Here is a 15,559-nt window from a genome sequence, read left to right as displayed (position 1 = left end):
CAAATTACAAGGAGACAAGCTATGCAGACTTTTCCTTTAAAATCAATTAATTTAGAAGAAGCAAAAAAGAAACAGTTCAAACTCGTAGATATTATTACCAGACATATGACCGGATCAGAATCCCTGACTCTCGGTGATCTAGGAGTAACTCAGGGAATTAATAAACCCATGAGAACAAAAACAGTCGAAGATATACTGGCAGAGTTTTTCTCAGCCGAAGCCTGTATCCTTCTCAGAGGAGCCGGCACAAATGCTTTGCGATGGGGTTTTTTGACTATACTGCACCCCGGAGATACACTGCTTGTCCATGATGCGCCTGTTTATCCTACTACGGAAACTACTATTGAATCTATGGGTCTTAATGTACTGCGGACTGATTTTAATAATTATAAAGAAACAGAGAATATGATTAAATCAAATTCCATAGACATGGTTTTAATACAGCATACAAGACAAAAACCCGAAGATTCATATAATCTGGCGGAGCTGATAAAAACCATCAGAACAGCAGACAGCAATATTACTGTTATTATTGACGACAACTATGCCATACTGAAAACAGAAAAAAACGGCATTGATTCAGGAGCTGATCTCTCAGCCTTCTCTATGTTTAAGCTATTAGGCCCCGAAGGTATCGGATGTCTTATCGGAAAAAAAGAATTAATAGATAAAATCAGAAGTAAAAACTACTCCGGCGGAGGACAGGTACAGGGACACGAGGCAATGGAAGTATTGAGAGGTCTTGTATACGCACCTGTTGCACTGGCAATTCAGGCCGAAGAAAATGAAAAGCTTGTGTCCGAGCTGAATAATAATCTTAAGTATCCTTATATAAAACAAGCTTTTCTCGCTAATGCACAGTCTAAAGTGCTTCTTATAGAATTTTACGATGAAATTGCAGAAAAGTTATTAACAGAAGCAGAAAAACTAGGTGCTCTCCCTAATCCGGTAGGTGCCGAATCCAAATATGAAATAGCCCCTTTGTTTTACAGAGTATCCGGAACCTTTCTAAAAAGTGATCCCGCACTGGCTAAACGAATGATTCGGATAAATCCAAACAGAGCAGGTTTTGAGACAATAATAAGAATACTGGAAAATGCGTATAAAAAATTATAAAAAGGAGTGTTTGGTTTGTTTATAGATATTTTGATAGAAAAAAATCCCAAACTTATACAGACAGCTTTATCACTGCATACTAACGGGACAATAATGCCAGACTCTTATATTATTGATGTGGATATATTTAAAGAAAACGCAGAACTAATAAAAGCAGAAAGTGATAAACATAATATAAACCTGTATTATATGACAAAACAAATTGGAAGAAATCCTTATCTTGCTAAAATTCTGGAAGATTTAGGGTATTCAGGTGCTGTGGCCGTAGACTTTAAAGAGACTGAAGTATTGATGAAAAATAATCTGAAGCTGGGGAATACAGGACACCTTGTACAGATTCCGTCTAAAATGATTGGAAAAGTCCTGAAATACGGCACTGAAATTATGACAGTCTATTCCTTTGAAAAAGCCTGTGAGATATCAGAGGAAGCTGAAAAGCTGGGTATAATACAGGATATAATGTTCAGGATTTTAGATGAAAAATCAAGTATTTATCCCGGACAGGAGGCCGGAGTCGATCTCTGTGATCTGGAGGATATTACAAAAAAAATACTGACTTTAAAAAATGTGAGAATTAACGGTCTTACTTCTTTTCCTTGTTTTTTATATAATGAGACAAATAATACTATAGAAAAAACAGAAAACATAGGAGTAATACTAAAAGCATATAATATTTTGAAAGAAAAATTCAATATCAAGGTAAAGGAGCTGAATCTTCCTTCCTCTACATGTATTGAAAATATAAAAATGATAAAGGAAAATGAAGGTACTCACGGTGAACCGGGACACGCACTTACCGGGACTACTCCATTTCATGTTAACAGAAAGGCTGTAGAAAAGCCTGCTTATGTATATGTTTCCGAAATATCTCATAATTTCAGAGGAAAATCATATTTTTTCGCAGGCGGTCATTATAGAAGGTCACATATGAAAAATGTTCTTACAGGCTCTTCATATGAAAACCTGACAAAAGTAAATACAGAAGATTTTGATCCCAATAATATTGATTATTATCTGGGTTTATCAAAAGAACAAAAAATAGGTGACACTGTTTTAGGGTGTTTCAGAACTCAGTTCTTTGTTACAAGAAGCGATATTATCCTTGTAGAAGGAATACAGAGCGGAAAACCTCAAATAATAGGCAGATATACAGCTTTAGGAGAGAGAATCGAGGTGTAATTTATGAAAAGAAGATTTATTGTAATAGTTCTGGACAGCTTTGGCGTGGGATATATGGATGATGTTCCTGAGGTAAGACCGGAAGATATCGGAGCTAATACATGCAGACATATCCTTGAAAAATTCCCTAAGCTACAGCTTGATAATCTGGAAAAACTGGGAATTATGAATGCACTTGGAGAAGAAGTCGGAGCAATGAAAAAAAGCAGCTTTTGCACTTACGGAAAAGCAAAATTAATGCACTACGGCGGAGATACCTTCTTCGGACATCAGGAAATCATGGGAACTCTTCCAAGAAAACCGTTAATGAAGCCTTTTAGTTTTTATCTCGAAAAAGTATATAATGCTCTTTTGGAAAAAGGCTATAAAGTAGAAAAAGTAGGTAATAACCTGAAATACCTCCTCGTAAACGGCTGTATCGCAGTCGGCGATAATCTGGAAACAGATCTCGGACAGGTCTATAATGTTACTTCTACACTTTCAGAGCTTACTTTCGATGAAATACTGAAAGTGGGAAGAATCGTACGTCAAAATGTGGAGGTGGCAAGAGTAATAGTTTTTGCCGGGGAAAATTCAAGCATTGAAAGTATAAAAGCTGCCGCTGAGGAAAAAGAAGGAACTTATATGGGAATAAATGCCCCAAAATCAAGAGTTTATGAAAAAGGCTATATGGTGAGACATCTTGGTTACGGAATAGACCCTGAAACACAGGTTCCCACTATTATGGGAAAAGACGGGCAAAATGCTATACTCATTGGAAAAGTGGCTGACATAGTGGAAAATGACCATGGTAAAAGTTATATGGGACTGGTTGATACCAAAACTATTTTTGATATTACACTTGATGAAATAGATAAAATAAATGAAGGATTTATTTGCGTGAATATTCAGGAAACAGATCTTGCAGGTCACGCTGAAAATACTGCAAGATATGCAGAGATTCTGGAACTTTCCGATAAATATATAGAAAAAATCATGGAAAAAATTACAGATGACGATATTCTTATAGTTACAGCGGATCACGGCAACGATCCTACTATAGGACACTCAAGACATACAAGAGAGAATGTTCCCCTGCTGATTTACAAGAAAGATATGCAGAATACATTTATAGGAGTAAGAGACTCCCTGTCTGATATCGGTGCCACTGCTGCGGAATATTTTAACATAAAAATGCCGCAAAACGGAAAAAGCTTTCTTAATAAACTCTAAAAATTTTTACTCAAACTAAAACTAAAGATAAATAAAAGATTATACTAAGTGTAGACCATTATACTAGACCTATCAAAAGAAAATAATTTTTTCTTCATAAACTCCTTCATAGGAACTCTGAAAAGAGTTCCTTTTTATATTATAATTTCTTTTATCTTCATTGTATTTTCAGTCGCTGAAAATCTGTAGAAAAAATGATGCTCTGATGAGTACTTCCATCTTTTGGCATTTCTGAATATATCCTCTTTTTTATCTGAAGCTGAGTCATATTTTATATCCGGGATTTTTTCTGTAATTTCTCCCTCTAAAGTTACTAAATATGCTTCTCTGTCATTTAAAGCCACTAATTTATTTAATTTTTTGTCAAAATAAAGCTCGCCGTTTACTTCACCATAAACAGGATCGCATTCAAAAATATCCGTTTTTATTGTTTTAAAGCTTTTCAGCCATTTATCATCAGTTATATCATTCAGTCTGTAAAACTGAAGCTGTCTGTATTCATATTCTTTAAGCTCTTCCTCATCAAGCTCCTTTGTATGATCATCTGCAATTATCACAAAAGTATCATTATCAATAAAAGTACAGGGTCTGTCCCAATTATAGCCGTTTGCATATTCTATACCAAAACTGCATAATTCATATTTTGAAAAAAATTCCCTCACATTAAAGCATCTTATATTATCAACTGGCGACCAAACCCAGCCGTTTGAAAGGAAATTCTTTCCGTCTGGTGAAATATGAAGAGAACTGTGAAAGTAATCAAGATAATTTTCTGATTTTCTCTTGCCCTTTATTATTTCTCCGGTTTTTTTATTATGTTTATCAGGTGTCAGTTCTATTTTTATATCTCTTTTCGTCAGAATTTCACCAGATTCAAGATCTGTTATATCAAGACGGTTCCACTGAGTCTGGTGTATCAAAAGAATTTTCCCGTCTCTTTCAATAAATCCGGTTGAATATACTGAAACATCAGCATGATAATCTTCTCTTGAAAATTTCTGTATTTTTCCTGTTTCTATATTAATTACCGATGCATTTAACCCGTATTTTTCAGAAATACATATATACGGATAATAAAAATCCATATTTACAGGTTTTGAAAACATTTTTATATTTTCAAAAACCCCGGTTTTAACAGTTTTTCCATTTGAAACATCGGCTAAATATAGTACCTGACTGTCACAAAATACTGCAAATATATTTTTATTCCTGTTTGAAGGTTTTATTTCAAGAATTGTTCCGTTTTCAAAATTCATTGCTTTCTCCTTTATTTTTTTACATTAATCATATAAATTATATAATATATTTTTCTTTTTAACAAATTAACATAAATTTGCTGCATCTGTTTTTTCATATCTGCCTTTTGGATAAATGCCGCTTTTTATTAGGTTCACACATAATCAATTATACTTTTTTTCATTTTTTTATTTACTAAAAAATTTTACAAACTGTTATTTTAAGAGTATACTAATATAGTAAATATTATAAAAATTAACTTTTTATAAACCATAGTAATTAATCTATATTTTACTTTTTGTATAATAAATTAATAAAATATTTTAGGAGGTCTCATGAAAAAAAAATTTTTAAAACTTCTGGCAATATTGTTATTAGTGTCGGTTACTGCTACAAGTGCCGAAACTGTCTCTCAATCAGCTAAAAGCACTATTAATGTGCAAACATCCATTTTTAGGGAAAATACTGTCAGAAATACTGAATTTGGAGTAATAAAGGGTAAAATTGATACAGAACACAATGTTCTGATCTGGACAGGAGTTCCTTATGCCAAAGCCCCCACAGATGAATTAAGATGGAAAAAGCCCGTAAATCCGGATAAGTGGTCAGGAATTCTGAACACCGAAAAGCCGGGAAATATTGCACTTCAGGCATCCGGAGACGGGATTACCGGTTCCGAAGACTGTCTGAATCTGGATATTTACCGTCCAAATACCGATTCAAAAAACCTTCCAGTAATTTTATATATACATGGTGGTAATAATCAGGGCGGGAAATCCGGGGAAATTACAGGAAATGCATTAGTAAATGATCTGGACGCTATTTTTATATCTGTAAACTACCGGCTTGGACCTCTTGGCTTTAATCCCCTGCCTGCACTGAATACCGGAGATAATGAGGAAGATTCGGGAAATTACGCATTGCTCGATATGGCCAAAGCTCTTGACTGGACAAAAAATAATATAGCGAATTTTGGGGGGAATCCTGAAAATATAACTATTTCAGGATTTTCAGCAGGAGGAAGAGATGTAATGGCTATGCTGATTTCTCCAACATTTCAGGGAAAATTTCAAAAAGCTGTGTCATTCAGCGGCGGAATGACAATAGCGGACAAAGCTGCCAGTGAAAAGGTTTTTGCTAAAGCTATTGCACCTTTAGCAGTTCAGGATAATATCAAAAAAAATGAGCAGGAGGCATATAAGTGGCTTCTCACTAAAGATCCGGCTGTAAAGACTTACCTTTACGGAATTAAAGCAGAAAGACTGGCTCCTCTTATGGGAAATGCCGGTATCAGAATGAGTGTATTCCCACATCTTTATAATGACGGAAATGTCATTCCTGAAAATGGTTTTGAAACAAAAAACTATAATCCGGTTCCTCTGCTGATGTTAACAGGCAGCAGTGAATTTTCAATGTTTGCAAAATTTGACCCGTATTTCGGGCAATATTTTAAAGATGATCAAATAAGCGGAAAAGGACTTAAGGAATTCAATTTTGCCAGCAAATACGGCGGAAAATTATATGGATTATTTAATGTAGAAGATTCCACGGAAAAAATGTTCCCTAACTACAAAGCAGACATTTACGGTATGGAAATAAAATTCGGTGATAATAAAGAGGCAGTCGGAGAAAAAATGGCTTTATACGGAGCTTTCCACGGGGTATTTGTTCCTTTGCTGGATACTGACAGCCAAAATTATACATGGCTGGCAGGAGACGCTTATAACTCTGCCGGAGCACAGGAGCTCAGCCTTATATTCAAAAAATATCTTTATAACTTCATAAGAACAGGGAATCCAAATGGAGAAAACCTTGTATACTGGGATAAATGGTCTAAAGAAAACGAAAAACTGGGAAAATCTCTGTTGTATCTGGACGCTGATACTAAGCAGGCATATAGTTATATGGGGAAAAAGGAATTTACATATAAAGATGTCTTGAATGAAATGGATAGAGATAATACCATAACAAAAGAAGCCAAAAAGAAAATAATTTCAGAGGTATTAAACGGAAGATGGTTTAGCGGAGGATTAGATAAAAAATACAGAAATAAACAGCTGTGGCCTGAGTAATACAGAAATTCTGTATTACTTTCCCGATAATATAATACAATAAAAGCCCGGCATATTGATTATTGGAAAAATACTTAAGTAAAAAAACAATATATTACTAGAATTAGTCTATATATTGTTTTTTTCTAATATTTGATTATTTACGGGCAGTTGCTGTAAATTTCTATTGCCTGACTGTAATTATAAAAGACCGTCCAGAGTCTCATTTTTCTGTAATTTAGTATAATTTACAGAACTTTCCCATAATTTTTTAGCATTTTCCGCATTATAAGAAAGCTCTGAGGACGGTATTTCTTCTCCTCTGTCATTATATTTCCCGGTATTTTCCCCATAATAAGGCTTTGTTACCATATCAGCCAGTGCTTTTCCGGATTCTGATAAATATCCTATTCTGTCTGCAACCTTCTTCATAAAATCTTCACTAAAACTACGGGTACTATTCACATGAAAATTAGTATCCGTAAGCAGCCCGGGATTAAAAGCATTTACAGTAATCTTTCTGCCCATTTCAGACAGTCTTCCTGCTAGTTCATATGTAAAATATAAATTACATAATTTACTCTGTGAATATATATCGTTTATTTTGGAAGCAGGATGAGCCAGTTCTTCTGCACCCCGATAAGTCAAACCATTCGGCGGATTATGCATGTCACTGCTCACAACAGTAATCCGTCCATTTTCCTCTACTAACGGAAGAAGCAATACAGTTAACAGAAAATGTCCCAGATGGTTAGTCCCGAAAACTATATCAAATCCGTCTTCAGTTACACCCACATTGCTATTTGATATCCCGGCATTACACACAATCCCGAATAATGGAGGATATCCGGCTTGTTTGAAATTCTCAGCAAATTTTCTCACAGAATTAAGTGATGATAAGTTTAACTCCATTACAGCAATATTCTCATTTTTGGTCATTTTTATTAATTCTGACTTAGATTTTTCAGCCTTTTCGATACTTCGGCAAGCCATAACAATAAAGTATCCCGGATTTTCCAAAAGTATATTTTTAGCACATTCAAATCCTAATCCTGAATTTGCACCTGTTATAATTATTGTTTTCATAATAATACTTCCTTTCACCATTGATTTCATATACTCGAGATTCTTATTTTTTTTAAATCCTCTGCCATTTTTTCAAAACTTTTTTTATAGTTTTCTCTGTTATATCTACAATTCAGATTATAATTAGCCTGTGTTCTGGCTTTTTTCAAAATACTAAAATTATCATTAAACTCTAAAAATCCATTATTTCATGTGATCCCAGTAAATGTTCCAACTTTGATCTGCCAAATACTTTATACTGACTTTTCTTAAACTTTAAAAACTCCCATTCTAAATTCTTAGTCTCCTTATAATGCAGAAAAGTCTGATATATATAATAATAGACTCTGTTTACAGCGATATCAAATCATCCCCTTTCTTCCAGCATTTCTACAGGCTGAAAATTAATTTTCAGTTTATAATCCACAGTATAACCACCCCTGATTTTAAAAATCTCAACACCTCTTACTTTCAATAATAATTAAAAAAAAATTGATATCATTTTCTATTATATTCCTAAAGCATAATATAGTCAATCAGCAAACCGTAAAAAGTTTTGAATTCAATAAACAAAGTATTTTCAGTCTAAAAAAGACAAAAAAATCCTCCGGAAAATTCCGGAGGAAATTTAAATTCTATTTATTTTACTTCACTTTCTTTTATTGATTTTACATTTAATGTTCTTCCGTCAGAAGAAGCAGGTATTTTTATTTCACCGCTTATTACTTTTTCTTTTAGTTTTTCCAGTAACGGATTATTAAAATTATAATTTACTATTTTCCAGTTATTTTTGAGCACAGGAGTAACTTTTCCGTTTTTTTCCTCAGTTATGTATTTAATTATAAGGTCTCTTACTCTTCCTCCGTCCTGCAGTTCAGCATATGAATCATAGTACATATCACTTTCCTTAATCAGACCGAGAGTAAGCAATGTTCCAAATCTGTAGTTATTAATAGCCAGTTTGTATACTTTTTTCTTATCTACCGGCTTTCCGTTTATTTTAGCATCAATTATTCTTTTTCCTTTTGGCTTTGTAATATCAATCTTATAGTCGATTCCATAAAACATATCATAATTATATCCTCTTACATTTTCATCAAAGCTGATTGTAAGATCCCCTGGCATAAGCTGGTTATAATAATCTGCAGACCATTCCATATATTTCAGAAGATTTTCCCCGGTGATATTTACTCCCATAAGGGTATTTGTGTATTTATAGATAAATGCCACATCTTTTCTCTTAAAAGGCCCTTTTTCAAGATTTGAACCAAAATTAAACAAAGCTGCCGACGATACGTCAGATTTTGCAAAATGCTGCTGAACTTCATTTATCAGCTCCATTACAGGTGTTTCCATTAACTGTGCAGTAGGCATAGTAGTTATTTCTTTTTCCCCTGTAATAAAGTCAGGATTTTTTATAAATGTTTCTGTAACTTCTCCGACCACTTCATTAGAATAAGCCTTTGACTTCTCATCTACATAAGCGAATTTTTTCTTCATTGCTTCATCTTCCGCTACATCTTTGGTAGGAATATTTTTTGCAGTTACTGTTTTTTCCTTTGTAACAGTATCAAAAGTTATTTCCCCCTTCGCTACATTTGAACCATATGAACCAGGCTCTATCAGAGTAACTCCGTTGATTTTTTCCACATATACAGCGTGCTCATGTCCTCCGAAAATTATATCAAACTGCGGAAATTTTTCAGCAAGCTTGTGTACTCCGTCACCGTCTTTTTCGTCAGTTCTTCCAATATGAAATAATCCTACAAGAACATCATACTTCCCGTCTATTTCTTTAAGAGTATTGTTAACCGCATCAGCCGGCTCGATAAACTTCAGCCCTGCAAAGTGGTCAGGAGTTGAGGCTTCCCACATAGGAATATGAGGAGGAGTCATTCCTACGAATGCCACTCTTACACCATCGATATTTTTTATAACATAAGGAGTTACAAATGTTTTTCCGTCATCCTTTATGATATTTGAGCTTAATACAGTTCCCTTAAATCCTTTTATATTTCTTTCAAGAAACTCTTTTTCAAAGTTAAACTCATGGTTTCCCAAAGTCCAAAAATCATATTTCAAATCATTTAAAGCCTGTACCATTGGATGAACCTGTTCGGAATTAAACAGCTCGGCACTGTTATCCTGTACCGTATCACCGTTATCAGCCAGAATAAGGTTTTTATTCTTAGCTCTTTCCTCTTTTATTATTGTTGCTACTTTTACTATTCCCGCACTTTTATCAGGCTGATCTATAGCATAATCGTACGCAAAAAGTCTTCCGTGAAGATCTGATGTTTCCAATATTACAATATTTACCTTTTTTGCAAAAGATAATAATGATAACAAAGTTAATAACAGTAAAACTAATCTTTTCATATAACTCTCCTTTTTATATCAATTATATTTTTATCTCAGACCGGTTATTGACCAGTAATTATTTGACAGTCCTGTTACCTTTCCTTTTCTTACATCCACAATGTAGTTTATAACCATATTCTGGATTGTTCCTTTTTCCTGCCCCATTGCTTCTTTGGAATCCCATACTTTTTTTATGTTTCTCCCTTCAAGAGGACCGCCTTTCTGAACAAGCATCTCATATCTGTATGAATTCATCCCTACTCTTACCTTCATATTATCAGTTATTCTCTTATAACTGGAAACAAGTGTAAGATCTCTTATTCTGCTGCCCGGCGCCGCTTTCAGATCTATCTTATATCTTACTCCGCCGAATATATCATAAGTTACATATTTAAAGTTTCGTCTTTCAGCATTATATTTGTATTCAGTGTCTCCTGAACGGATAGTGTCAAAATATCCGGCTGACCATTCCATATAATCTTTCAGATCTCTTCCTGTCATCTCATACACAGTCACTTCACCGCCTGCATATCTGTAATTCGCATATATATCTTTTCTTCTGATCGGTCCTTTTTCGAGCTTTACATTCTCAGTATCATATGAAAATGAAACTACATCCGCTTTGCTGTAATAAAGCTCAGCAGCTGTGATAAGCGACGAAAGTCCTGTATCAGATGCAAATGCATACGGAATTCCCTTTATTTTCCCTTCAGGAACCATATTATTTGCAGTCTCCCCGATAACCTGATTTACTTCTTCACGCAGTTTCTGATGAAAAGGATTGTAAATAACCTCTATCCCCTGTTCAGAATCCTCACCTTTTACGCTTAAGGTTCTTGAATCCTTATTTATAAGGCTTACAGAACCTTTTTCCACATTAAATTTCAAATCAACAACTGATAAAGACATTCCATATTTATAAGGCTCAGTTATAAGAACACCATTTACCGTTTCTTTTGATACATCTTTATGAAAATGTCCTGCTATTATAACATCTATACCGGGAACCTCATTGGCTATATCTATAACACCTGTTCCGGGTATATTATTCTCATTGGGAAGCCCCATATGTGCCACGACTACTATTGCATCTACCCTTCCTCTTAATGAATTCACCTGATTTCTTAATTCCGGAATAGGCATTGTAAATTTCATCCCCTTTACATTCCCTGTATTTTCCTCAAACTTTTCTGTTAACGGGGTCGTAACACCTATAATCCCTATTTTTACTCCTTCTTTGGTAATTATTGTAGAAGCAGGCAGATAATTTGCACCGTTGTCGTAATAAATATTCGCAGCCAGTGCTTTTCCCTTGAACTGCTTCAAAACATTATCAAGTGCAGGCATACCGAAATTAAACTCATGATTTCCCGGCACCATTACATCATAGCCCATCTGGTTCAATACCAGCATTGCAGGATGTCTCGGTTCATTTATAAATCTTTCTATCAAATTATCCTGTATAATATCCCCTGCATCTACCAATATAACATTTTTGTTTCCTTTTCTGTATCCGTCTACCATCTTCGCTATCTGACTGTATGAACCCGAATCATCAAATTCATCCGTCTGATAGTTCCACGGCACTATATGCCCGTGGACATCAGATGTTCCCAGTATCTTTATATTTACTTCTTTTGCGAATCCCAATGCTGATAATACAAGCATTGTCAAAACTATAATTTTTTTCATTATCTGGTCCTCTTTTCAGTTTTCTTTTATTGCAGTAAAAATCAGAATGTGAATTTTACTCCTGTAGAGTCCGGTTTTTTGATTTCTTTTACTTCTTTTACATAATCTATAAATGCTTTTGCATCATCTAAGTAAGTATCAGTTCCGCCTCTTTCCTCATTTACCTTTCCAAATGTCACATAACCGTCTTTCCCTGATGCGATATATGCATTAGTTCCTACTACATACATTTTCTTAGGATCTATATTTGTCCACTTTCCAGTTTGTCTGTCTTTTACTTCTACTTTTGTTACTCTATTTCCCAAAGTACCGGCCTTCTTAGCTTCATATCTTATTCCCGCACCATATGGGAATGAACCAGTCGAACCTCCGGGCTTCAGCGCAAAATCAAGCGCATCTTCCAAAACTGCTTTTATTTCTGCTCCTGTCATCTTCAAAGTATATAAAGTATTAGAGAATGGAAGCAGCGTATAACCACTGTCATAAGTAAATTCACCGGGCATTATTGAAATTCTTACTCCTCCTGAATTTTGTATAACAAGGTCCGCTTCACCTGTTCCCATGTGCTGTAATGTATAAAGCATAGATTCTGCCACAAGCTGTGTTGCGTATGACCCGTTAGGATTTTTTGCATCAGGTATTCTGTTTTCAGAACCACCCGGTATCTCGTCTTTTACAGTTCCTATAACAATTTTACCAAGCTCCTGTTTCTGGTCAGAGTATTTTTTTAATATAGTTTCTGCTTTAGCATCAGGCTTTACTAAAGATAATTCAGGATTTACCGCAATCTCTCTTAATACTTCCTGCTTTTCCGCACCTTCTATCTGATATTTTTCCCCGCTTTCATTTCTTCTTTCAAAGAAATCATCTCCGAGAAGCAGCTGCGGAGTTCCTGCGACACTTTTTATTACACCGTTTTTATCAAAAACTACTTTCAAATGACCTACTACATAAGAATAATTCCATGCCTCCACTACATATACAGGTTCTCCTGTCTTTGAAGTCACTCCTGTCGGATAGTCTCCTTCTACTTTTAATCCGAATTTTTCAAAATTTCTGTCCAGCAGATAATGAGTATCTCCGCTGACTATCACATCTATACCGCTGACTTTCTTTGCCAGATCTACATTATTTTCATAACCGAAATGACTAAGAAGAATGATTTTATTTATCCCTTTTGCAGCCAGTTCATCTGCATATTTCTGAACAGTCGTAACTTCGTCCTCGAATTTTATATCTTTTCCCGGATTAGACGAGTCTCTTGTTTTCCCCACTATATCCAGTCCTATTATACCTATTTTCTCGCCGTTTACATTCTTTATTATATAAGGTGTCCATTTTCCTGCAAGAATACTTCCTTCCTCAGGAACAACATTAGATGAAACTACAGGTACTTTCAAAGCATTTAAAAATTTCAGAAGACCTTCGTTTCCTCCGTCAAATTCATGATTACCCAAAGTAAAAGCATCAAAGCCTATTGAATTCATCTCTTCTGCATCTGCTACACCGTTAAATAATGTATAATAAAGTGTTCCTGTCATTGCATCTCCAGCGTGTAAAACCAGAGGATTTTTTTCTTTTGCTCTTAATTCTTTTACCTTAGACGCCACTCTTCCGATTCCGCCTATAGTTACTTTTGTCTTCTTACCTCCAAGAACCAGATCCATTTTTTCTGCTTCAAGATGTGAATGGTGATCATTGATATGGATGATATTTATTTCAAAGTTGTCTTTGCCTGCCGGTACTTTCTTGGCTGTTGTCGCACTAAATGCAGTTATTCCCGCTGCCATACATAAAAAAATAAAAAGCTTTTTCATATATTCCTCTCCTTTATATAAATTTTTCCGCTTACTATAATTTATACTATAATTTCTTTATTTGTCAAATAAATAATATTAATCTATTTTCACTTTCATATTTGAATGGAATATTATTATTCCCTGATTTTATTAAAATAATTCCGCCCGGTTTTCCTGCAGCACTGCTGTTACTGTCATCCGTCAGATCATTTAAAATATTTTATATAATTTTTAAATAAAAATATGGCAATAATAAAGTTTTTTTTTTGTATCTTTACTTATAATATTGGCTGGATTTTGATATTTTTTCGTACTGAAATATTATAATACGGCTTATTTTTGATAAAATATATATTTTAAGTATAATTGCTTTGATATACAGCCATCAAATATCCCGAATATTAAGTCAGACAAAAATCATGAAAATTAATTTTTTAAGCTTACAAAGAAAAAAAGAAATATTTTGAAATTAATTTTCAATATTTCTTCCTCATTTTTTATTTCCATTCCGTTATCCCCTTTACTTCATATTCCGGATATTTATATTCTATACAGCTTAATATATAGCTGAGTTCATCAGTAAAATACCTGTCTTTCTCTATACATTCAAAATATAAATTCAGTTTTCCCCTGTTATTTCTTTTAAAAGTTTTCTTTTCATTAAAAACTTTATTCATATCAAATGAATCTGCTGTTTTTTCTGTATATTCATCTACTGTGATACTTTTTAGCCTTAAGTTTTTTATATCGGAAAAACTATTTATTATCTCAAATATCTCAGATTCACTCCTTGTCCTTAGCGGCGAATTCCCTTTAAATCTCGTAATGAAATCATTTATTTTGCTATTCCCCAATACTTTAAATTTCAAATTAGTATAAGTATTTTTTCCCGTATCTTTTATATTCCACACTTTCCAGTTTCTGCTGCTTGCAACATCAGAATAAACAAATAATTTTTCTTTTTCCCTGTCTATTCTAAAAATTTTGCCGTTTATTATTTTCACAAGATCATTCTTGGCATTACTTGAAAATATTCTGTGCTCGTATACTCGGCCTTTTATATTTTCAACTGAAATCTGATCTGCCAAAACTTCCTTTTCTTCAATATTCCATGCTAAAAAATAATTTTCATAAATATTTTCAGTATATTTACCATAATCTATTTCTATATCTGCATTGTCATAATTTATTTCATAAGAATTTTTCTTAGCATAAATTTCAAAAAATCTTCTGCTGTACGGAGTGTACAAGACTTCCCAGTCTATATTATTAGATTCGAATACCTCTGCCAGTTCCTTTTCTTTCTCCACATAGTCCTGACATTGAACCGCATACACTTCAAGACCATAATTATTCCCATTTTTTAATTTCGCACTCAATTTATGATTTTTAAAATTTTCTATTTCTTTATAATTCATATCTAAAAATATTTTTTTTAAATATATATCTGTTTTTTTCTTTTTATCTTTTTTAATTACTCTGATATCATCATTCAAAACAGGAAATAATGTTTCTTTGTAATTTTCCAGCTCTTCTTTATTAACAGGAACAGTATTTATATACCTGTTATTACTTTGAAAGAGATTATCCACCTCATTTTGTATCTCATCTAATTTTTGAGAAAAATCATTAATTAATTGTGGAATCAGACTTGTGCTTAATTCTCTTAAAAAATTTCTCTCTTCATCATTTTTTATATTTTTCAAAGCTTCCTTTATTATTTTATTTATATACTCCATCATTCCTCCCCTTTTTTAAAATCGTAAAATCAAATTCCTTATTATCTAATTTCAGTTCTGATAATAAATTAATTTAATGCTATCTGCCTTTATAAGCTCTGTACAATCT

General features: G+C 33.7%; 10 protein-coding genes. 4 read left to right on the top strand and 6 right to left on the bottom strand.

The genetic code is table 11. The features are described from left to right. The first annotated feature begins 21 nt into the window (after nt 1-21). From STERM_RS01780 to STERM_RS01770, 3 genes are read left to right on the top strand one after another with little or no spacing between them, the layout of a single operon-like run. Entirely contained in the window at nt 22-1,116 is a 1,095-nt protein-coding gene (locus STERM_RS01780) for an aminotransferase class V-fold PLP-dependent enzyme (protein WP_012859840.1), read from the top strand. A gap of 15 nt (nt 1,117-1,131) precedes the next feature. After that, a complete protein-coding gene (locus tag STERM_RS01775; RefSeq protein ID WP_012859839.1) occupies nt 1,132-2,295 on the top strand; it encodes an alanine racemase in 1,164 nt (387 codons plus the stop codon). Between the two features lie 3 nt (nt 2,296-2,298). Further along, nucleotides 2,299-3,507, top strand: a complete 1,209-nt coding sequence (locus STERM_RS01770; protein ID WP_012859838.1) for a phosphopentomutase — start codon at nt 2,299-2,301, stop codon at nt 3,505-3,507. A 134-nt stretch (nt 3,508-3,641) separates the two neighbouring features. Here STERM_RS01770 and STERM_RS01765 read toward each other — a convergent pair whose 3' ends face one another. After that, nucleotides 3,642-4,763 carry a hypothetical protein gene (locus tag STERM_RS01765; protein WP_012859837.1) on the bottom strand — a complete coding sequence of 374 codons (1,122 nt, stop codon included), beginning with the start codon at nt 4,761-4,763 and terminating at the stop codon, nt 3,642-3,644. A gap of 315 nt (nt 4,764-5,078) precedes the next feature. Here STERM_RS01765 and STERM_RS01760 point away from each other — a divergent pair, with 315 nt between their 5' ends. Next, entirely contained in the window at nt 5,079-6,815 is a 1,737-nt protein-coding gene (locus STERM_RS01760; RefSeq protein WP_012859836.1) for a carboxylesterase family protein, read from the top strand. A 180-nt stretch (nt 6,816-6,995) separates the two neighbouring features. Here STERM_RS01760 and STERM_RS01755 read toward each other — a convergent pair whose 3' ends face one another. The 5 genes from STERM_RS01755 to STERM_RS01735 all read right to left on the bottom strand — a co-directional run bounded on the left by STERM_RS01755 (nt 6,996) and on the right by STERM_RS01735 (nt 15,450). Continuing rightward, entirely contained in the window at nt 6,996-7,880 is an 885-nt protein-coding gene (locus STERM_RS01755; RefSeq protein WP_012859835.1) for an SDR family NAD(P)-dependent oxidoreductase, read from the bottom strand. A gap of 618 nt (nt 7,881-8,498) precedes the next feature. After that, on the bottom strand, nt 8,499-10,238 hold the full coding sequence (locus tag STERM_RS01750; protein WP_012859834.1) for a bifunctional metallophosphatase/5'-nucleotidase: 1,740 nt from the start codon (nt 10,236-10,238) through the stop codon (nt 8,499-8,501). A gap of 30 nt (nt 10,239-10,268) precedes the next feature. After that, nucleotides 10,269-11,912 carry a bifunctional metallophosphatase/5'-nucleotidase gene (locus STERM_RS01745; protein WP_012859833.1) on the bottom strand — a complete coding sequence of 548 codons (1,644 nt, stop codon included), beginning with the start codon at nt 11,910-11,912 and terminating at the stop codon, nt 10,269-10,271. A 41-nt stretch (nt 11,913-11,953) separates the two neighbouring features. Then, nucleotides 11,954-13,729, bottom strand: coding sequence for an NAD nucleotidase (nadN, locus tag STERM_RS01740; protein WP_012859832.1), 1,776 nt, complete (start codon nt 13,727-13,729; stop codon nt 11,954-11,956). A gap of 479 nt (nt 13,730-14,208) precedes the next feature. Further along, a complete protein-coding gene (locus STERM_RS01735; RefSeq protein WP_012859831.1) occupies nt 14,209-15,450 on the bottom strand; it encodes a hypothetical protein in 1,242 nt (413 codons plus the stop codon). Nucleotides 15,451-15,559 lie beyond the last annotated feature (109 nt).

Origin of the sequence: Sebaldella termitidis ATCC 33386 (genome assembly GCF_000024405.1) — a bacterium.
Classification (GTDB): Bacteria; Fusobacteriota; Fusobacteriia; order Fusobacteriales; family Leptotrichiaceae; genus Sebaldella; species Sebaldella termitidis.
This window is presented reverse-complemented; position numbering and strand designations above follow the sequence as displayed.

Coding starts and splice junctions, on each gene's coding strand:
- STERM_RS01755 (WP_012859835.1), bottom strand. CDS start 7,880: ATGAAAACAATAATTATAACAGGTGCAAATTCAGGATTAGGATTTGAA.
- STERM_RS01765 (WP_012859837.1), bottom strand. CDS start 4,763: ATGAATTTTGAAAACGGAACAATTCTTGAAATAAAACCTTCAAACAGG.
- STERM_RS01745 (WP_012859833.1), bottom strand. CDS start 11,912: ATGAAAAAAATTATAGTTTTGACAATGCTTGTATTATCAGCATTGGGA.
- STERM_RS01770 (WP_012859838.1), top strand. CDS start 2,299: ATGAAAAGAAGATTTATTGTAATAGTTCTGGACAGCTTTGGCGTGGGA.
- STERM_RS01780 (WP_012859840.1), top strand. CDS start 22: ATGCAGACTTTTCCTTTAAAATCAATTAATTTAGAAGAAGCAAAAAAG.
- STERM_RS01760 (WP_012859836.1), top strand. CDS start 5,079: ATGAAAAAAAAATTTTTAAAACTTCTGGCAATATTGTTATTAGTGTCG.
- nadN (WP_012859832.1), bottom strand. CDS start 13,729: ATGAAAAAGCTTTTTATTTTTTTATGTATGGCAGCGGGAATAACTGCA.
- STERM_RS01735 (WP_012859831.1), bottom strand. CDS start 15,450: ATGGAGTATATAAATAAAATAATAAAGGAAGCTTTGAAAAATATAAAA.
- STERM_RS01750 (WP_012859834.1), bottom strand. CDS start 10,238: ATGAAAAGATTAGTTTTACTGTTATTAACTTTGTTATCATTATTATCT.